Source organism: Janthinobacterium sp. GW823-FHT03B06 (assembly GCF_058796955.1).
In genome coordinates this window covers 933,056-951,412 of sequence record NZ_JBXAJE010000001.1, presented here as the reverse complement: position 1 = coordinate 951,412, position 18,357 = coordinate 933,056, and the positions used below count along the sequence as shown (strand labels likewise).

Sequence of the window (18,357 nt, the reverse complement as noted above, 5' to 3'; positions counted from 1 at the left end):
GCACTGGCCAGGACAGCGTGGTGCGGCTACACTACGGCCATTGATTTTTTCGCATGAATTATTCGTCCATGACACCCCACCATATTATTCACCGTGGCATTACCATCGCCACCCTGACGGCTGACCAGGCCGTCGAAACCCATTGCGCACCGGGCCATACGGCCATCCGTGAGCAGGCTGATGGGTGGTGGCTGTATTTTGTCGACGAGGACGGCAACGTCGACGGCTACGACAGCCCGTTCGCCAGCCACGCCGAAGCGCTGTGGGCGGCCAAGGCCGCAGCCGAGTTCAGCGCGCAATGAAGGCCAGCCCTTGGGCCTTCCTGGGCTTGCCGCAAGCGCCCGTGCCGGAAGCGGAGAGCGCGGAATACGGCGCCTGCCGCGCCGAACTCCACGGTAAGCGCCTGGTCCTGCGCGTGGCCAAAACCACGCCGACGAAAACCGGCCAGTTCGTCACCGTCTGGAAACGCCCCCATCCCGACGCCGACATCGCCCCGCTGGACGAAGCCGATCCCGTCGATGCCGTCATCATCGCCGTGGCCGATGCCGACGGCGACGGCGCGCGGCACGGCTTTTTCATCTTCCCGCGCAGCGTGCTGATCGAGCGCGGCGTAATGTCGCGCGCCGGCCAGGGCGGCAAACGCGCGCTGCGCGTGTATCCGCCCTGGTGCGCGCCGGAAGCGCCGCAGGCGCAGCGCACGCAGCGGTGGCAGGGGGAGTGGTTTGTGGCGCAGGAGGATGTATCCGGGATTGCTTGCTTGCTGAAAGGCTGAACCAGACCTTAATATTATCTAGTCGAATATTGATATATACATGCCATCGTTGCAGATATATACTCAATGTAAGCGGCATGGAGTCCAATAAATGCCGGGGAATATGCTCTTTCTGAAAAATATAATATGAAGAAATTTAAAATATATGGTTTTTTCCTTGCTTTGGTATCGCTATGTGGCTGCTCTCCAGATCCCGGAAAAATTGCAGGGGAGTTGAATGCCTACGGAAACGAAGTCGCTGCTTCGTTCGAAGCAAAAATGAGTTATGACTCCTTGGTGCAGACCTTAGAAAAGCCCAGGCTCTCCTATGTGCTGAAATTTTCGACAGATGCCGTCGAATTCATGTCGGCGCCTGGCGCAGATGTCGACAGGGCGAAGTTCCTGGCAAACCTGGCGCGTACTGAGATTTGGCAGGCCAGGGTGTGCACTGAAAAAATAAAACAGTTAATGACAAAGCATAAAATGTTTCTTGTTTCATTTAATCTCACAAATACGTCAGGCGAGACACAGGCAATGGGTGTCTGTACGGCTAACTGAGCCTGCAATGTGTTATCATCAATAATCAAAAAATGGAAGATTTGTGGAAAATGTAACGAAATTAAAGAAGTTAATTGAGGTTGCATTAGTTCTTATTCCACAAACCACGCCAGAGATATAAAAAAAAGTGATCTGCCTGGTCGATGCCATTACTACGCCAGAAAAGTCGGAAGTATGGAAAAAGCTGGGGGACAGCTTACTTGAGGAAGCGGAAAATACCAGCACATCAGATGTGGACTCATACTCTTTCCTTGTGGTTGGTAGTGGATGCGTAGGGCTGTCGATAGGCTTAAAGCGTGAGGAAAATCAGAAGGCATCACAAGCGTGAGCCTGTAACGTGCACGTGTGCTCCTTTCAAGAGAACGCGATCATATTTACCGTTTCAGACCTGCTGCGGTTAGCAAATGGACCATCAACGCAAGGCGGACAACATCACGCAGCAAGCGGATTTAGCGGAGAATTGGCGATCTCACGCAGGAATGATATTAAACAGTCGCATGGCATCCGGCATTTCCGGTGCTGCTATAAGCTGGACAGGTCCACCAACGGCCGTGAGATAGGACCTGGCGCGATCAAATACCACGACCGCCTTTTCGTTGGTGAAATGACGCGACATATACAGGAAGCCATCGACCTGGAGCGGATTGCGATACACGGCCAGCGCCCATTGTTGCGGCAGCGTGTAACTTGATGTGCCGGTCAGGCCAGCATGTCCGGCCATCTGCTTGAGCAAATGGCCGGTCAGGTCAAACAGTCGCAAACTACCAATGAATTGATGTACCCACCGGCGATCAATCTCGGATTTGGCGATAGGAAATGCGCCCTTCACAGGCACTGTATCGTGCAACAGGGACTCGGCAAGAGCAACATCAAAGCTCGGCCCCAGATAGCAAGTGTTGTATTCGGGATGGCCTTTCTTGCAGCCAGGTGCATCAAACCGGTTCCCTCCGCTGGAGCCAAAATAGGGTTCGCCAGTCGCATGTCCCGAGATACGGTACAGGCCGGGCACCGGCAACCCGACGACGGGAAGCGTCGCGCTCGTTGCCAGCACCTTCGGAGGTGGTTTCAGCCTGGTCGCGGTCACATCATGCCTCCCTGAACGCTGTCGCTGCGGCGATGACGTCGGCAAATTTTCCTTTCCGTAAAGCATTGAGCGGACTGCTGCCGTTGAGCGACATCCGCGCAGTGGTGAAGAATTGCCACTTGCTGGACCCAGCCAGCTGTCCCAATTCCTTGTTCACTTTGCTGAGCTGGCGACGGTTCAAGGTGGGATCGGCGAAGAAGGCAGGGTACAGCTTCTTGCCGGAGACACTATCCATGGAAAACATTCGCTGTTCCGTCACAGCCTTGCTGATCGCCTGCCGCGTCACGCCCATTTGCTCGGCCAGTGTTCTTGAATCGACCAATTCGCCTTTCTTTTCCAGGCTCGCATATCTTTGCATTTCCTGGCGGGAAAACTGATCGAGGAATGCCTGGTTTTCTGGTGGAATCGTGCTTATACCGGCTTGCATTGTATGTGTGCGCTGGAATCGCTGAATCAATTCCTGGAGATCTGCACTAGAAACCACAGGCACTCCCGGCAGCTGTCGCGGTACATACGCCGTATCCTTTTCACGCGCATGATGCGCTAGCTGTTTGGGGCGTCGTATCTTGACCAATACGTAGCCCTCGCCAAGGTCGATGCCTTTTGCGCCGATCTTTCGGAGCGAATCACCCAGGGACTTGCTTGCGTCAGGCACTGTCATTCGATGCGCGCTCTTCGCTTTTGCCGGCTTTGAGACTTCCAACTTTGCCATGTCACCCTCCAGTTACCATACCAGATTCTACTCCATAAGCTGATATTGACAACCAAAGCAACCTTATTCGGTGGCGTTTCGGCGTTAAGCCACCTCGCTCACCACATACCGGTACTTGCCCGACGCCTCCGCCGCGATTTCGTCGACTTCCTCGATGGCGATGTCGACCTGCGCGCCCAGCCTGGCCTGGAAAGCGGTGACGATGGCGCTGCGCGTGGCGTCATCCAGGCGCGGCAGGCAGACGAGCAGCACGCGCGTGCGCAGCAGGCTTTCCTGGATGATCTTGAAACTGCGCACCTGCGGCAGTTCGCGCACGATGTAGACGAGGGCCAGGCCGTGCATGACGGTGCCGTCGACGGCCGTGAGGAAATCCGTGCTGCGCCCTTCGATTTTCTGCAGCAGGGGCAGGCCGCGGCCGCAGGTGCACGGCTGCGTGCCCAGCGCGCCCACGTCGCCCGTGGCGTAGCGGATGAAGGGGTAGTCCTGCGTGGCCAGGTGGGTGACAACGATGTCGCCGGTGGCCCCTGGAGGCAGCGGCCGGCCCTGGCCATCAACAATTTCCACGATGATGTCTTCGGCCGTGATGTGCATGCCGCCGTCCGGGCATTCGTGGGCGATGAAGCCCGCGTCGCGCCCGCCGTAGCCGTTGGCGACGGGGCAGCCGAAGGCGGCGGCGATCTGCGCTCGCTGCTCGTCGTACAGGCGTTCGGCCGTGACGAACGCCACTTTCACGCCCAGGCCGTCGAGCGGCAGGTCGCGCGCGCTGGCGTGGCCGGCGATGCGGCACAGGGCCGACGGATAGCCGAACAGCATGCGCGGGCGCCAGCGGCGCAATTGCTGCACGTAGCCGTCGAGGCGCGCGGGCGACATGGCAAACGCGGGCAGCAGGGTGGTGCGCAGCAGCGCGTCGCGCAGGCGGCGCAGGCGGTCCTGCGCATGCAGCTCGATGGGAGAGCCCCACAGCACGGCTTCGCGGTCGCCGATGTCGACGCCCCACCAGCGCGTGGCGCGCCACTTGGCGGCGATGTCGTGGCTGACCCTGCGCCTGCCGAGGAAGAATTGCAGCGGTTCGCCGCTGGAGCCGCCCGTGGCGAACGGGCGCAAGCCCACGGCGCGGGCGGACTTGAAGCTGTCGCGCGCGCTGGAGATATCCGCCTTGCGCAGCAGCGGCAGGCGCGATAGATCGGCCAGTTGCCGCACCTGCTCGGGGTCGAAACCGCTGCGGGCGAACAGGGCGCGGTAGTAGGGCACGTGCGCGCCCGCGTGGCGCAGCAGCGCGCGCAGGCGCGCCAGCTGCCACTCTTGCAGCTGCTGGGCGCTCCACCACTGCGAGCGTTCCAGCCGGCGCAGCAGGCGCGCGCTGTGGTGGCCCTTGAGCCATTCATGCAGGGGAAACAGCCAGCGGGCGACGCAGCGCGTGTAGACGCCGGGGCGCGGCGCGGCGCGGATGCGGCGGTAATGGGCGGCCAGCCTGGGCGCGATGCCGGGCCAGCCGAAGGCGGCGGCGTGCGCCAGGCCCGCCTCTGCCAGCGCGCGGGCGCGCGGCCGGTCGCGCAGCAGCGCGAGCATGGCCTGCGCCATGGCGGCCGGATCGCCGGGCGGCACCAGCAAGGCCGTCACGCCGTCCTGCAGCAGCGCGGGGATGCCGCCCACATTGGTGCTGACGACGGGGATGCCGCAAGCCAGCGCTTCGAGCACGGAATTGGGCATGTTGTCGGCCAGGCTGGGATTGAGGACGATGTCGCTGGCCTGGTACAGCGCCGGCATGGCCGCGTTGTCGACGGGGCCGGCGAAGCGTACGGCATCTCGCACGCCGAGCGATCTGGCCAGCCGCGCCAGCGCCGCGCGCTGCGGTCCGCCCCCGGCCAGCACCAGGCGCGCCGCGGGAAAAGCCTCGCGCACGATGGCGAAGGCGCGCACGGCGCTGGCATTGTCGTACAGCTGTTCCAGATGGCGCGCCACGAGGATGCACGGGCCGGCGTCGCCAGGCGCATGCGGCGCGGCCGGCGCAAAGCGCTGCAAGTCCACCGCGTTCGGCACGATGTGGGCCGTATGGCCGTACTGCTCGAAGACGCCGGCCAGGTAGGCCGACGGCACGACGATGGCGCTGGCGCGGCGCAGGCTGAACGCCACCAGGCGCGGCGAACGGGCGAAAAAGGCGGCCGCTTCGCCGCCCCGGTAATTGAGCAGGGCGGGTTTGCCTTTCCAGCTGGCGATCCACAGCGCGGGGGCGGCCTGCAGGTGCCATGACCAGCCGGAATTGGCCATGATGTGGAACAGGTCGACCGTATTGGCGGCGCGCCACAGGCGCCATAGCAGCAGTGGCAGGCGCAGCGCGGCGCGCAGGTAGCGGATGCGCGCCAGCCAGAGCGGCAGCACGGGGCCGTTGACGGCCAGCAGCTGCACTTGCGCGCCGTCCTCGCGCAGCAGCCGCGCCAGCTGCGCCGTCTGATTGGCCATGCCGCCGGCCGGCGGCGGCTGCGGGCCGACCAGCGCGATGCGCAGGCCCGTGAAGATCATGGCACGACTCCGGCCGCACCCGCCGCCACGCGCGCATACACGGGCGCATAGCGGCCCACGCTGGCGCTCCAGCTGCGCTCCGTCTCGACGAAGGCGCGCGCCTGGCGCCGGAGCAGCGGCCAGCTGGCCGGTGCCAGCAGCAGGTTCAATATTGTCTGCGCCAGCGCCCCGGCGTCGCCGGCGCGAAACAGCATGCCCGTCGCGCCATGCTCGATCAGTTCGCGGTGGCCGCCCACGTCGGACGCCACCACGAGGCGGCCCTGCGCCATCGCCTCCAGCGGTTTCAAGGGCGTCACCAGCTCCGTCAAACGCATCGGCAGGCGCGGATACACGCAGATGTCGACCAGCTGATAATAGCTTGCCACCTGCGCATGCGGCACTCTGCCCGCGAAGACCACGGCATGGTCTATGCCCAGCTGCGCCGCCAGCGCCCGCAGCGCCGCGTCCTGCGGCCCGCCGCCGGCCAGCAGCAGCCGCAATGCCGGCTGCGCCGCCAGCATGCGCGGCATGGCGCGCAGCAGCAGGGCCAGCCCCTCGTAGGCATAGAACGAGCCGATGAAGCCGATGACCAGATGGCCATGCAGGCGCAGTTTGTGCGCCAGCCAAAGATCGTCGGGCGCGGTGGTGCTGAAAGCCCCGGCATCGACGGCGTTCGGGATCACCGTGATTTTATGCGCGGACACGCCGCGCGCGCACAGTTCGCGCCGCAGGCCCTCGCAGATCGTGGTGACGGCGTCGGCGCGGCGCAGCGCATAGGTTTCCAGCGCCCGCGTGAGCCGGTAGCGCAAGCCGCCGGGCCGGCTGCTGCCATGGTCGGCGGCCGCGTCTTCCCAGAAGGCGCGCACTTCGTACACGACGGGAATGCCCAGCGCGCGGCCCGCGTTGAGGGCGGCGATGGCGTTCAGCGCGGGCGAGTGCGCGTGCAGGATGTCGGGCTTGAGCCGTTGCGCCAGCCGGCGCAGTCGCACGGCCAGGCCGACGATGACGGCCACCTGCCGCAGCACGGGCAGGTGTGCCCACCAGCGGGCATCGGGCGCCGTGCGGTAGAAATGCCAGCCGTCGACCAGCTGCTGCGCGCCATCGGACGGCCCCTGCTTGGCACTGGTGAGCTGCATGGTGTGCCAGCCCAGCGCGCGCTGCTGCCGCAGGATGGCCAGGGTGCGGAACGTGTAGCCGCTGTGCAGGGGCAGCGAGTGGTCGAGGATGTGCAGGATGCGCATGGATTCACTCCATGGCCATGGCCGGCGCGGGTACCGCCGCCTTGCGGCCGTCGACGGGCAGCACCTGGCGCAAAAAGGCTTCGAACATCAGCAGCGACCACAGGGGCGCGCTGTAGTCGCGCCGGCCGCTCGCGTGCTGCTCGAGCAGCAGGCGCACGTAGTCCATGTCGAACAGGCCGCACTGCGTCAGGGTGGCGCCGAGCAGCCGCTGCTGCAGGCGCTGGCGCAGCGGGCCGCGCAGCCAGTCGGCCAGCGGGATGGAAAAGCCCATCTTCTGGCGGTACAGCAGGGTGTCGGGCAGCAGCGGGCGCAGGGCTTTTTTCAGCAGGTATTTGCCTTCGCCGCGCCGCAGTTTGAATTGCGGCGGCAGGCCGGACATCCACGCCACCAGTTCATGGTCGAGCAGGGGCGAGCGCACTTCCAGCGCATGCGCCATGCTGGCCCGGTCGACTTTCGTGAGGATGTCGCCGGGCAGATAGGTTTTCAGGTCCAGGTACTGTACCTGCGACAGCGGATCCTGCGCGGGACTGGCCAGCGCGTGGCGGCGCAGCACTTCGACGGCGCGGTAGCCGTGCAGGCTGCGCCGCAGCTCGGGGCTGAACAGGCGCGCGCGCATGGCGTCGCCCAGCAGGCTGACGCCGTGAAAATACGCGTCCGTCGTGTCGCGCGCCAGGCCTTCGAACGTGGTCTTGGCGCGCAGGAAGCGCGGCGCCCAGTCGGCCTTCGGATACAGCCGCCCCAGGGTGCCGAACAGCGACTGGCGCAAGCCGGCCGGCAGCAGCGGGTCCATCGCCTTGCGCACTTTTTCCTCGCGCGTGTGCAGGCGGTAGCGCCGGTAGCCGGCCAGGCTTTCATCGCCGCCGTCGCCCGACAGGGCCACCGTGACCCGCTGGCGCGCCAGCTGGCACACCCTGTAGGTGGGCATGGCGGAACTGTCGGCGAATGGTTCGTCGTACAGATTGGCCAGCAGGTCGATCAGCTCGAAGTCGTCCTGCTCCACCTGGCGCGCGTGGTGCGCCGTGCCGTAGCGGCGCGCCACGAGGTCGGCGTAGCGCGCCTCGTTGTACGCGGGGTCGCCGAACGAGATGGAGCACGTGTTGACGGGCGTGCTGCTGGCCCCGGCCATCAGCGCCACGACGGCGCTCGAATCGACGCCGCCGGACAGGAATGCTCCGAGCGGCACTTCGGCCACCATGCGGATGCGCACGGCCTCGCGCAGGCGCGCCAGCAGTTCGTCGGCCGCCTGCGCCTCGCTGGCGGGCGGGTTCGGCGTGAACGGAATATCCCAATAGGATTGCGGCGCGGGCAGCGGCTGGCCGGCGCGGATGGAGAGGGTATGCCCGGGCGGCAGCTTGCGCGCGTGCTGGAAGATGCTGCGCGGCTCGGGTACGTAGCCATAGGCGAAATACTCTTCCACGGCCAGCGGGTCGAGTTCACGCGGCATGGCCGGATGCGCGAGCAGGGCTTTGAGTTCGGAGCCGAACAGCAGGGTGCCGTCCTGCGCCTCACCGTAGTACAGCGGTTTGACGCCCAGGCGGTCGCGCGCCAGGAACAGCACATGGCGCCGGCGGTCCCACAGGGCGAAGGCGAACATGCCGCGCAGGCGCTGCACGCATTGTTCTCCCCACTGTTCCCAGGCGTGGACGATGACTTCCGTGTCGCTGCTGGTGCGGAAGGGGTGGCCGAACTGGCGCAATTCCGCCATCAGGGCGCGATAGTTGTAGATTTCGCCATTGAAGACGATGGCGATGCTGCGGTCGGCGTTGAACAGCGGCTGCTGGCCGCTGGCCAGGTCGATCACGGACAGGCGCCGGTGCGCCAGGCCGAGGCCCGGCTCGCGGTGCAAGCCTCCTTCGTCCGGCCCCCGGTGGCGCAGGCTGTGGTTCATGCGCGCCAGCAGCGGCACGTCGATGTCGCGCTGGCCCTGCAAATCAAAGATGCCGCTGATGCCGCACATGGAAGGCCTTTCAGGGATAAGTGGACAGGTGGGACGGCTGGCGCGCGCCCGTCAGGCGGTCGTACACGGCCAGGTAGGCGCCGGCCATGGCGGGCAGGCTGTGTTCGGCCAGCACCTGGCGCCGCCCGCGCGCGCCGTGACGCGGGCCCAGCTCGGGCATGCTGTAGTAGTCGAGCATGGCGTCGGCCAGCATCTCGGGCGAACCTGGCGGCACCAGCGTGCCGCTCCAGCCCGACTGCACCAGTTCCGCATTGCCGCCCACCTGCGTGGCGACGACGGGCAGCCCCGTCGCCATCGCCTCGAGGATGGTGTTCGAGCTGCCTTCGGCCAGGGACGGCAGCACGAACAGGTCCATCGCGCGCAGCAGTTGCGCCACGTCGTCGCGCGCGCCGGGCAGCCAGGCCAGATGGGCCACGCCGGCCTGCTGCAGCAGCTCCAGGCACGCCTGGCGGCACGGCCCGTCGCCGACGATGATCAGGCGCAGGCGCGCGCGGGCGCCCGGCTGGGCCAGCAGGAGCAGGAAAGCCTGCACCAGCGAGGCGTGATCCTTGACGGCCGCCATGCGCCCCACGCTGCCGATGACGAAGGCGCCGTTGCACAGGAAACCGGGCGGGCCCACGGCGGCGGGCGGGCCCAGGCGCGGATGGAATTGCACGCTGTCGACGCCATTGCCGATGTGCGACACCTGCGCGGGCGCCGCGCCGATGGCGTCCACCAGCCAGTGGCCCAGGTCGGCGCTGACGGCGATGAAGTGCTGCACCAGCGGCAGCATCAATTTGCGCAGCAGCCGGTATTTGCGGCGGGTGCCGTGCAAGTCGCTCATGTCGCGCCCGTGTTCGCCATGCACGCGCAGGCGCACGCCAGCCAGCCAGGCCAGCAGCTGCGCTTCGAGGCAGCCCAGGTTGCGCGTGTGCACCAACGTCGGCTGCAGCTGTTTCAGCACGCGGTACAGGTGCAGATAGTGGCGCCAGTCCTTGCCTTCGCGCTTGTCCAGGCTGATCACGTCGACGCCAGGGGCAGTCAGGCGCTGGCGGAACGCGGTGGCGTTTTTCATGCAGACGATGGCGTGCCGGTAGCGCCCGGGCGGCAAATGGTTGATCAGGTTGACCAGGCCGTTTTCCAGCCCGCCCACGTCGAGCTGGTGGATCACGTGCACGATCAGGGGAGCGCCGCCGGCCGCTGCATCAGCCTGGCGCGTGCCGCCGGTATCGAAGTCAAGGGCCATGCGGCAGCTCCTGCAAGCGTTGTTCGATGACGGGCAAGGCCGCCCGCAGGAAGGCTTGCAGGCGCGCGCGCGGCGGCGGCGCCAGCTCGTCGTAGGCGGCAAAAACGATGATGTCGGCGCCATCCTGGCGCCTGCCCAGCAGCTTGGCTTGCGCCAGCAGCAGTTTCACCAGCACGGGCCTGGCCGTGACGAAGCCGCCCTGGCGGTAGACGCGCCATACCAGCAGGCGTTCGCCCCCTTGCGCCAGCACGCTTTCGCGCACGGCAAGCTCGCCGCCGGCCAGGTTGACGTCTTGCACGCGCTGCGACAGCGGCATCCAGCGGGGGCCATACGGCAAGGCCTGGTGCGTCAGCAGTTCGGCATCGCGCGCCTGGCGCGCATACCAGTGCAATTGGAGGCCCACCGGCGCGCCGTCGCCGTCCCGGGGCGCGTACGTGCCGGCAAATCGCGCGGGCGCGCCCGCATATGGCGCTTGCCACGCGGCTACCGCGTCTTGCAGGCGGTACCAGCCGCTCGGATCGGCCAAGGCCAACACGGTGGGGGAGCCGGTTGCCGCCGGGCCGTCGTCGCGGTGGCTGGCCAGGGCCAGTGCCGGCCATACGGCCGCCAGCAGCAGGCAGGCGATGCCGGCGCGCACGACGGCGCGCGGGCTGGCCGCGCTGGCGGCGCTCAGGCGTATGGGCTGAGCGGGCGGCACGGCGCGTGGCGGCGGCAATTCGCGCCAGCGCGCTGCCAGCCAGAACAGCAGCAGCGCCACCAGGCCGAAGAACAGCCAGCCATAGATCAGGTGGTCGACGCCCACGGCCAGGCGCATGTCGCTCAGGTGGCCCAGCATCACGATCAGGTAGGCGCGCACGCCATTGGCGAGGATGGGCACGAGCAGGGCGGCGGCCATGACGGCCAGGCGCCGCCGCGTGCTGTGACAGTTGACGTGCGCGAACAAGGCGCCCAGGGCCAGCGCGGCGATCAGGTAGCGCAAGCCGCTGCACGCTTCCACCACCGACCAGTTGCCGGTGGGCAGTGAAAAATTGCTGCCATCGCGAAACACGGGCACGCCCGACCATTGCAGCGCGGTGACGGTAAAGGCGGCCGTGAAGTCGATCAGCGGGTCGAGGAACACTTCGCCAAACGGCACGGCGAGAAACAGATAGGCCAGCGGAAACGCCAGCAGGCGCACGGCCGGCCAGCCGAGGATGGCCAGCACGCAGGCAGGCAACATGCCCGTGGCCGCATACTGTTCCACCACGGGCACGTTGGCGGCGTCGGCCAGCAGCCATGCCAGGCCCAGCGCGCCCAGCAGCAGCAAGCCCTGCCGCGACGGCTGGGGCGCCAGCGCGGCCAGGCGGGCGCGCTGGCGCCAGGCCAGCCAGCAACTGATGGGCACGATCAGGAAGCCGTGCGCGAAGGTTTGCGAGCGGGACCACAGTTCCACCATCGACCAGAAGGTGGGGTGATACAGCAGCACGACGGCGGCCAGCGACAGCAGCAGGGCCGCCAGCGCGGCCTGGCGCCCGTCCTGCGGCAAGACAGCCGCCTCGGGCGAACGGGCCACCTGGTCGAGCTGCAAGCTCATGTGGACGGCTCCCGCACCGGCTGCAAGGGTGTGGCGGCGCCGCTGACCGGCGCATCGGCCTCGGCAGGCAGACCCAGCATGGCGCCCAGTCCGCGCAGATTGCGTTCCCAGTCGTATTCCTGCAGGACCAGCTGGCGCGCCGCCGCGCCGATGGCCGCGCCGCTGCCTTCGGCCGTACCATTCTGGACATTGCGCAGCACGCGCGCCGCATGGTGGATGAATTCGGCGTCGTCGCGCGCCAGCAGCAGTTCCAGGCCCGGCTGGGCGGCGATGCCTTCGAGCGCCTGCGGCGTGGCCAGCACGATCTTGCCCATCGCCATCGCTTCGAGCACCTTGTTCTGCACGCCGCGGGCGATGCGCAGCGGTGCCACGGCCAGCGCTGCGCCAGCCAGGTAGGGCCGGATATCGGGCACCTTGCCCGTCACCACCACGCCAGGCATCCTGGCCAGCGCCGTCACGGCGGGCACGGGCGCGCTGCCGACGATATAGAACTGCAGCTGGGGAAACTGGCGCCGCAGGGCGGGCCAGACGTGGCGCACGAACCATTGCACGGCGTCGACGTTCGGCCAGTAATCCATGGCGCCCGTAAACACCAGCGCCTGCACGCCCGGTGGGTACACGCCGGGCTGGGCCGCCATGGGCGAGAAATACGCCGTGTCGACGCCGTTGTTGAAATACCCCGTCTTGCGCCGCGCCATCGGGGCGCACTGGCGGAACAGGGCCGCCTCGGCCGGCGAGACGAAGCTGGCGGCCGTGAACTGCTGGGCGATATGGCGCTCGTACTGCAGCAGCAGCTGCGCTTCGCGCCGGTACAGCAGCGACATGGGCCAGGGCTTGCTGTCGCTGTACTGGCGCCATTTGTCGGAATCGACATCGACGAAATCGATCACGCGGTGCAGGCCGCGGCCCGCGCTGCCGTCGATGTATTGCGCCATGGGTCCGGAGAAGGCCAGCGCGTGACGCACCTTGTCGCCCGATAACAAACCGTCGACCCATTGCAGCAGGCGTGCATCGCGGTAGTACTGCACGCTCATGGCTTGCCTCGACAGCAGCGCCTGCATGGCGCGCCAGCGGGCCGGGCCGCGCCGCAAGTCGATGAAGCGCGTGCTGGCGCACAGGGCGGCCACGGTTTTCGCATGCTGCCAGTCGTCATCATCGTCGATGAAGCAGCCCAGGTGCACGCGGAAATGCCGGCTCAGGTATTGCAGCATGTGCCACGAGCGTATCTTGTCGCCCTTGTTGGGCGGATACGGCAGACGGTGGGCGAGGAAGAGCAGTTCGCGCATGGTGAGTCTCCTTGCTTAGCCCAGTTGCCGCACGATGTGCGGTCCCAGCAGGTTGGCCAGCGGCAGCGGCAGGTGGCGCCAGGCGCGGATGAACAGCGCGTATTTCGGATTCAGCGGATTGACTAATGGCAAGGCCTTGGCGCGCACCAGCTGGTAGGCATAGGGCAGCGGCTGCGGCGTAAAACCCCAGTTCTTCTTGAAGTCGAAGGCGCCGGTGCCCAGCTTGCTGCGGCCGAAATCGAACAGGCGGTAGCCGCGCGCGCAGGCGCGGCGCATCGCTTCCCAGTACATGAAGTCGTTGGCGCCCGTGCTGCGCGCCACGACGTTGCCGCCGCCGTAATAGGGCAGCACTTCGTCGCGGAAATAAAACAGCAGCACGCTGGCCTGCGGCTGCTGGCCGTGATACACGGTGAGGATCTCGCAGGTGCCGCCAAAAACCGTGCGCAGCAGGGCAAAATGGCGGCGTGCGAAGACGGGCGTGCCCAGCCGGTGCACGCTGGCCGCGTAGATCGGGTAGAAACGGTCGATGTCATAGTCGATGGCGCTGTGCAGGCCGGCCGCGATAGCCTTGCGCACGACGGCGCGTTGCTTGCGGGGAATGGCCAGCAGATTCTGTTCTGCATCGGGGCTTAACGGCCTGCGGAAGGTCGCGTACAGGGGTTTCTGCAGCCAGGAGGCGTCCATGTTTTCCGGCGCTTCGCGCCAGCGGTATTCCAGGTGCCCCACGCCGAGGCGCCGGGCCAGCGCCAGCGCGGCGCTGTCGAGCGCCTGGCGCACAGCCGCGCCGCCGCCGGCGATGCCGCCGTAGACGCAAAACGGCAGCGAGACGAGGGAAGAACCGAACAGGCGGCTGCGCAAATGGGCCAGCGGCAGCACGCCGGCGATGCATCCTTCCTGTTCCGCGTACAGGAAATAGCTGTCGTGCTGAAAACCTTGCTCCATGATGGTTTGCCAGCCGGCCCGGTGAAAAAAGGTCGCCTCCGGGCACGTGTCGACAAAGGCATCCCAGCGCGCATGCTCGTGCCCCTGCAGCGAGCGCACGGCGATGGCGGTGCTGGACTGTGCCGGAACGGGAGCAAGGCTGGCCTCGTGCATCATGTGCTTTCCAGAAAAATACGGTCCATGCGGTCCCAGGCAAAGTCGCGGGTCAGGCGCCCCAGCCGTGCTTCCATGCGCCCCAGGTTCAGGTAGTGGCGAAAGCGCGTCCTGGCGCTGAGGCCTGGCGGGCGCGGCTGGCCGGGATCGAGTTCCCAAGGATGAAAATAGAATATGCCAGCTTGCCCGTCGCGCGAATTGATGCGTCGCAAAAGCCAGCGCGACAGTGCATACGGCATCAATCTGAAATAACCGCCGCCGCCGGCCGGCAGGTTGCGCCCGCGCAGGCGCACGGTGCTGACGGGCAATTCCAGCACGCCGTGCGGGCCGCGCGGGCGCCAGCCGAAGCGCGGGGCATCGGGCATGCCGTAATGGTCGTGGCGGATCGGGTAGATGCTGGAACTGTAGCGGTAGCCCGCTTCCTGCAGCACGTCGAAGGCCCACAGGTTGGCCGCGCCGATGGAAAAGCTGGGTGCCCGGTAGCCGCGCACGGCCAGGCCCGTTATTTGCTCCAGGATGGCCTTGCTGCGGCGCACATCGTCGGCGAACTGCGCGGCCGACTGCTCGCTGGCGCGCAGGTGCGCGTAGCCGTGGCTGGCCACTTCGTGTCCGGCGTCGGCCACGCGGCGCAGCATGGCCGGATAGCGGTCGGCGATCCAGCCCAGGGTAAAAAAGGTGGCGTGGATGCCGCGGCTGTCCAGCAGCAGCAGGATGCGCTCGATGTTCGCCTCGACCCGGCATTCCAGGCGCGGCCAGTCGGCGCGCGCGATGTGCGGCGCAAAGGCGGAGACCTGAAAATAGTCTTCGACGTCGATGGTCAGCGCATTCTTCAGCGCCGGCAGCAGCGCAGGCGCCGTCATGGTTGTCCCCGGCGCGCCGCCAGCCAAGGCGCGATGACGGCCGCGATGCGCGTGGCCGCGCGCCCATCCCACAGCGGCGGAATGCGGCCACGTTTGCCGCCCGTGTCCAGGATGGTGCTGGCCATCTCCAGAATGGCTGCCGGGTCCGTGCCGGCCAGGGTATTCGTGCCATCGGTCACGGTGACGGGGCGCTCCGTGTTGGCGCGCAGGGTCAGGCAGGGCACGCCCAGCGCCGTGCTTTCTTCCTGGATGCCGCCCGAATCCGTCAGCACCAGGCGCGCCTCCTGCATCAGGCCCAGCATTTCCAGGTAGCCCAGCGGCGGCAGGCGGACGATGGCGTGCCGCGCCAGCAGCGGTTCCAGGCCCGCCAGGCGCAGGCCGGCCAGGGTACGCGGGTGGATGGGAAACAGCAGCGGCAGGCGGGCTGACAGTTGCCCCAGCGCCTGCAGCAGCGCTGCGAGCTGGGCCGGATCATCGACGTTCGAGGGACGGTGCAAGGTCAACAGTCCATACGCGGGCGGGCAGGGGTGGCCGTGCGCGCGCAGGGTGGCGGCGGGCTTGGCTGCGCGCGGCAGCTGCTGCCGCAGGCTGTCGATCATGACGTTGCCCGTGAAATGGATGCGTTCGGGGGCGATGCCTTCGCGCAGCAGGTTGGCGCGCGCGCTTTCTTCGCTGGTGAGCAGCAGATCGGACAATTGATCCGTCAGCACGCGGTTGATTTCCTCGGGCATGCGACGGTCGCCGCTGCGCAGGCCCGCCTCGACATGGATCACGGGCGTGCCGCGCTTGGCCGCCACCAGCGCGCAGGCGAGGGTGGAATTGACGTCGCCCACCACCAGCACGGCATCGGGCGCCAGCGGCGGATGCGCGTCGAGCACGGCGTCGAAGCGGCGCATGATCTCGGCTGTCTGCTGCGCGTGGCTGCCGGAGCCGACGTCGAGGGCGATGTCGGGCGGGCGCAGGTACAGGTCCGTAAACAATTGCCCATTCATGGCCGTGTCGTAATGCTGGCCCGTATGCAGCAAGGTCACGCGGACGGCAGGTGCCTGTCGCGCCAGAGCGGCCAGGATGGGCGCCATCTTCATCAGATTCGGGCGCGCGGCCACCACGCACAGCAGGTGCGCCGGTGCGGCGGACGCAAGAGAGGGGTCGGACATTGCGGCCTCCTTAGAATTGCATGTTGAGGGTGGCGCTGACGCCGTTTTCGCGGTAGTCGCCGCCCCGGTTGCTGGCGTGCCGCGTATGCCGCACGTCGATGCTGGCCGTCATGTTCGGTTGCAGGATACGGGTGTAACCCGCCGTCACGGTGATGTTGTTGTCGCGCCGGGGCACGGTCAGCGAGCGCACGCTGGCGTAGCCGGCATTGACATTCACGCTGGTGCGCGAACTGGCTTGCCAGCTCCAGCCCACATTGCCGCCGATCTGGCGCGTGCGGTCTTCGCTGCCGAATTCCACGCCGGGCAGCAAGCCGCTGTCGATGCCGCTGGCCGTCTGTGCCGTGCGGTCGACGGCCGTGATGCCGGCGATCATCGTGCTTTTCGCCGTGGCGCGCGCCATCGTCAGCTTCAGCTGCTTTTGCAGGAAATAGCGGTGGCTGAAGTAATTGATGGCGCCCCGTTCCGGCCCCAGGCTGTTGGCGTAGCGCAGGAAGGCATCGATGCGCAGGCGCCGGTCGCGCGCGTTGGGAAAGATGCCGCGCCACAATTGATCAAGCAACTGGCCCGCGTCGCGGTTTCCCAGGCGCGAAAACTGCGTCGGCATGGTAGTGATGTTTTCGCTGTAGTTCAGTTGCCAGTTGGTATGGCGCTGCAGGAAATTGGCGTCCAGACTGTAGGTGGTGCCAAAAAAGCGCTTGCCCGTGCTGAAGGTGATGCTGGTGCGCGGCGACGGCGTCCACACGCCGCCCAGCGACCAGAAGCGGCCCTCAGGCGCCTTGCCGCTGGTAGAAACATAACCTTCCTTTTCCATGCCGCCGCTGGCCGTGGCCGACCATTTGCTGTTGAACGGATAGCGCAGGCCCACGCTGCTGCGCTGCATGCGTACGGGCGCCAGCTTGCTGTCCTGGGTGCGGCGTACGTCGTGGCTGGCGTTCCAGGTCCAGCCGTTGCCGCGCGGCTCGCCGCTGAGCAGCAATTCCATTTCATCGCTGTGTACGGACAGCAGGTCGCCGCCGCTATCGACCGTGTTGCGCGTGTAGCGCAGCTCGGCCGTGGCCAGGCTGCGGAAACGGTGGCGCAGGTAGGGGCTGATGCCCGTGGTGCGCACGGTGCTGGTATTGTCCGTGTCGGGCAGGTCGTCGATCAGCTGCGGGCCGAACGGCGAGATGTTGCGCCGGCTTACGCTGGCGTCCGCATCGATGAAGAACCAGTCCTTGACCAGTTCGGCGTCGGCCGAGGCGTGCAGTTCGTGGTTGTCCGTATCGGCGCGCTGTCCCGACAGGTATTTATGCCAGCTGTAGTCGAGGTGCACGCGCAGCCGGGGTCCCGTACCGATGAGGGCGATGGCGGGCGCGATTTCCGTGATGAAGTCCGATTGCGCCTGGCCCGGCGGCGCGCGCAAGGCGTTGTCCGTATAGCTTTCGCGCAGGCGCAGCGATGGTTTCACCAGCCAGTCGACGGCGCCGGCCGGCGCCGGCAACAGCAGGGACAGCAGCAGCGGCAGCGGCAGCGAAACCCGGCGGCTAATCGTAATGGCCATAGCCATAGTAGTCGTTGCCGGGGAACGATTTGGTCTTGTTGTAGATCAAATGAATGTGTTCGCACGACTCGATCTGGCGCAGTGCCTCCTTGACGGCGTGCTGTGTCGTCGTTTCCGCCTCGACCACCATCACCACTTGTCCCATCTGCCCTACCAGCGCGTGTGCTTCGCTGGTGATCAAGAGGGGCGGCGAATCGAAGACGACGATGCGGTCGCCATAGCGGCTGGCGATTTCGGCCAGCAGCCGGCTCATGGCTCGGCTGGCCAGCAATTCCGTCGCATGCTTGTTGCTGCGCCCGGCGGGCAGGATGCTCAGATTGGCCACATTGGTTTTCAGGATCACGTCGGCCATCGCCAGTTGCGGGTCGAGCAGCACGTCCATCAGCCCCGGTTCCGGCGGCAGGCCCAGTACTTTCAGCACGGACGGGCGCGCCACGTCGGCATCGACCAGCAGCACCGTCATGTCCATTTCCATGGCGATGCTCATGGCCAGGTTGATGGCGCAGTAGGTCTTGCCTTCGCCGGGCATGGCGCTGGTGACGACGATCAGGTTGCCGTGGCGGATGGCCTCGGCGCCGCTGGCGCGCGCCTGGCGCAGCAGCGGGCGCTTGATGATGCGGAAATCCTCGGCCACCGAACTGCGCCCGCCATCGTGCGTGAGCATGCCTTGCTCGGCCAGCCGGTCGAGGTTCAGGGTCCGGTACTGGGGCGACCGGGCCGCCTGCGCGCCATCCACGCCATAGGGCACGCTGGCCTCGGCCACGCCGAGGATCGTGGGTTCCTGCTTGCCGCTGTCCTTGCTGCTCATCGTCGCTCCCT

16 protein-coding genes are annotated in these 18,357 nt (G+C 66.6%); 3 read left to right on the top strand and 13 right to left on the bottom strand.

Annotated features, from left to right (window positions below):
• Window positions 1-68: 68 nt before the first annotated feature.
• The 3 genes from AC1RBA_RS04390 (at window position 69) to AC1RBA_RS04380 (ending at window position 1,309) form a co-directional block, all read left to right on the top strand.
• Window positions 69-302, top strand: a complete 234-nt coding sequence (locus AC1RBA_RS04390; RefSeq protein ID WP_099408574.1) for a hypothetical protein — start codon at window positions 69-71, stop codon at window positions 300-302.
• Window positions 299-772 carry a MepB family protein gene (locus AC1RBA_RS04385; RefSeq protein ID WP_492416820.1) on the top strand — a complete coding sequence of 158 codons (474 nt, stop codon included), beginning with the start codon at window positions 299-301 and terminating at the stop codon, window positions 770-772. The genes AC1RBA_RS04390 and AC1RBA_RS04385 overlap by 4 nt, the downstream gene beginning before the upstream one ends.
• Before the next feature lie 126 nt (window positions 773-898).
• Window positions 899-1,309, top strand: a complete 411-nt coding sequence (locus tag AC1RBA_RS04380) for a hypothetical protein (protein ID WP_143449884.1) — start codon at window positions 899-901, stop codon at window positions 1,307-1,309.
• A gap of 469 nt (window positions 1,310-1,778) precedes the next feature.
• Here the strand turns inward: AC1RBA_RS04380 and AC1RBA_RS04375 are convergent, their stop codons facing one another.
• From AC1RBA_RS04375 to AC1RBA_RS04315, 13 genes are all read right to left on the bottom strand, one after another.
• Window positions 1,779-2,393 carry an RES family NAD+ phosphorylase gene (locus tag AC1RBA_RS04375; RefSeq protein WP_492416818.1) on the bottom strand — a complete coding sequence of 205 codons (615 nt, stop codon included), beginning with the start codon at window positions 2,391-2,393 and terminating at the stop codon, window positions 1,779-1,781.
• 1 nt (window position 2,394) lies between these two features.
• Complete coding sequence (locus tag AC1RBA_RS04370; RefSeq protein ID WP_492416816.1) at window positions 2,395-3,105, bottom strand: hypothetical protein; 711 nt, start codon at window positions 3,103-3,105, stop codon at window positions 2,395-2,397.
• Window positions 3,106-3,189: 84 nt separating this feature from the next.
• Complete coding sequence (locus AC1RBA_RS04365; RefSeq protein WP_492416814.1) at window positions 3,190-5,625, bottom strand: glycosyltransferase; 2,436 nt, start codon at window positions 5,623-5,625, stop codon at window positions 3,190-3,192.
• Complete coding sequence (locus tag AC1RBA_RS04360) at window positions 5,622-6,845, bottom strand: TIGR04063 family PEP-CTERM/XrtA system glycosyltransferase (protein WP_492416813.1); 1,224 nt, start codon at window positions 6,843-6,845, stop codon at window positions 5,622-5,624. The genes AC1RBA_RS04365 and AC1RBA_RS04360 overlap by 4 nt, the downstream gene beginning before the upstream one ends.
• A gap of 4 nt (window positions 6,846-6,849) precedes the next feature.
• Window positions 6,850-8,802 carry an XrtA/PEP-CTERM system amidotransferase gene (locus AC1RBA_RS04355; protein ID WP_492416811.1) on the bottom strand — a complete coding sequence of 651 codons (1,953 nt, stop codon included), beginning with the start codon at window positions 8,800-8,802 and terminating at the stop codon, window positions 6,850-6,852.
• Between the two features lie 10 nt (window positions 8,803-8,812).
• Complete coding sequence (locus tag AC1RBA_RS04350) at window positions 8,813-10,027, bottom strand: TIGR03088 family PEP-CTERM/XrtA system glycosyltransferase (RefSeq protein ID WP_492416809.1); 1,215 nt, start codon at window positions 10,025-10,027, stop codon at window positions 8,813-8,815.
• Complete coding sequence (gene xrtA, locus AC1RBA_RS04345; RefSeq protein ID WP_492416808.1) at window positions 10,017-11,600, bottom strand: exosortase A; 1,584 nt, start codon at window positions 11,598-11,600, stop codon at window positions 10,017-10,019. The genes AC1RBA_RS04350 and xrtA overlap by 11 nt, the downstream gene beginning before the upstream one ends.
• On the bottom strand, window positions 11,597-12,886 hold the full coding sequence (locus AC1RBA_RS04340; protein WP_230503335.1) for a TIGR03087 family PEP-CTERM/XrtA system glycosyltransferase: 1,290 nt from the start codon (window positions 12,884-12,886) through the stop codon (window positions 11,597-11,599). The genes xrtA and AC1RBA_RS04340 overlap by 4 nt, the downstream gene beginning before the upstream one ends.
• Window positions 12,887-12,901: 15 nt before the next feature.
• Entirely contained in the window at window positions 12,902-13,981 is a 1,080-nt protein-coding gene (locus tag AC1RBA_RS04335; protein WP_492417173.1) for a FemAB family XrtA/PEP-CTERM system-associated protein, read from the bottom strand.
• Window positions 13,981-14,841 (bottom strand): XrtA system polysaccharide deacetylase, encoded by an 861-nt coding sequence (locus AC1RBA_RS04330; protein WP_492416806.1) that lies wholly within the window; start codon window positions 14,839-14,841, stop codon window positions 13,981-13,983. The genes AC1RBA_RS04335 and AC1RBA_RS04330 overlap by 1 nt, the downstream gene beginning before the upstream one ends.
• Window positions 14,838-15,998, bottom strand: coding sequence for a non-hydrolyzing UDP-N-acetylglucosamine 2-epimerase (gene wecB / locus AC1RBA_RS04325; RefSeq protein ID WP_492416805.1), 1,161 nt, complete (start codon window positions 15,996-15,998; stop codon window positions 14,838-14,840). The genes AC1RBA_RS04330 and wecB overlap by 4 nt, the downstream gene beginning before the upstream one ends.
• 10 nt (window positions 15,999-16,008) lie before the next feature.
• Complete coding sequence (locus AC1RBA_RS04320) at window positions 16,009-17,538, bottom strand: TIGR03016 family PEP-CTERM system-associated outer membrane protein (protein ID WP_492416803.1); 1,530 nt, start codon at window positions 17,536-17,538, stop codon at window positions 16,009-16,011.
• Window positions 17,522-18,346 (bottom strand): XrtA-associated tyrosine autokinase, encoded by an 825-nt coding sequence (locus tag AC1RBA_RS04315; protein ID WP_492416801.1) that lies wholly within the window; start codon window positions 18,344-18,346, stop codon window positions 17,522-17,524. Before AC1RBA_RS04315 ends, AC1RBA_RS04320 begins: the two co-directional genes overlap by 17 nt.
• Window positions 18,347-18,357 lie beyond the last annotated feature (11 nt).

Bases quoted from the DNA above. Each gene is read 5' to 3' on its own strand.
- wecB (WP_492416805.1), bottom strand. From the start codon at position 15,998: ATGTCCGACCCCTCTCTTGCGTCCGCCGCACCGGCGCACCTGCTGTGC.
- AC1RBA_RS04355 (WP_492416811.1), bottom strand. From the start codon at position 8,802: ATGTGCGGCATCAGCGGCATCTTTGATTTGCAGGGCCAGCGCGACATC.
- AC1RBA_RS04350 (WP_492416809.1), bottom strand. From the start codon at position 10,027: ATGGCCCTTGACTTCGATACCGGCGGCACGCGCCAGGCTGATGCAGCG.
- AC1RBA_RS04320 (WP_492416803.1), bottom strand. From the start codon at position 17,538: ATGGCCATTACGATTAGCCGCCGGGTTTCGCTGCCGCTGCCGCTGCTG.
- AC1RBA_RS04390 (WP_099408574.1), top strand. From the start codon at position 69: ATGACACCCCACCATATTATTCACCGTGGCATTACCATCGCCACCCTG.
- AC1RBA_RS04340 (WP_230503335.1), bottom strand. From the start codon at position 12,886: ATGCGCGAACTGCTCTTCCTCGCCCACCGTCTGCCGTATCCGCCCAAC.
- AC1RBA_RS04385 (WP_492416820.1), top strand. From the start codon at position 299: ATGAAGGCCAGCCCTTGGGCCTTCCTGGGCTTGCCGCAAGCGCCCGTG.
- AC1RBA_RS04315 (WP_492416801.1), bottom strand. From the start codon at position 18,346: ATGAGCAGCAAGGACAGCGGCAAGCAGGAACCCACGATCCTCGGCGTG.
- AC1RBA_RS04360 (WP_492416813.1), bottom strand. From the start codon at position 6,845: ATGCGCATCCTGCACATCCTCGACCACTCGCTGCCCCTGCACAGCGGC.
- AC1RBA_RS04335 (WP_492417173.1), bottom strand. From the start codon at position 13,981: ATGCACGAGGCCAGCCTTGCTCCCGTTCCGGCACAGTCCAGCACCGCC.
- AC1RBA_RS04330 (WP_492416806.1), bottom strand. From the start codon at position 14,841: ATGACGGCGCCTGCGCTGCTGCCGGCGCTGAAGAATGCGCTGACCATC.
- AC1RBA_RS04380 (WP_143449884.1), top strand. From the start codon at position 899: ATGAAGAAATTTAAAATATATGGTTTTTTCCTTGCTTTGGTATCGCTA.
- AC1RBA_RS04370 (WP_492416816.1), bottom strand. From the start codon at position 3,105: ATGGCAAAGTTGGAAGTCTCAAAGCCGGCAAAAGCGAAGAGCGCGCAT.
- AC1RBA_RS04365 (WP_492416814.1), bottom strand. From the start codon at position 5,625: ATGATCTTCACGGGCCTGCGCATCGCGCTGGTCGGCCCGCAGCCGCCG.
- xrtA (WP_492416808.1), bottom strand. From the start codon at position 11,600: ATGAGCTTGCAGCTCGACCAGGTGGCCCGTTCGCCCGAGGCGGCTGTC.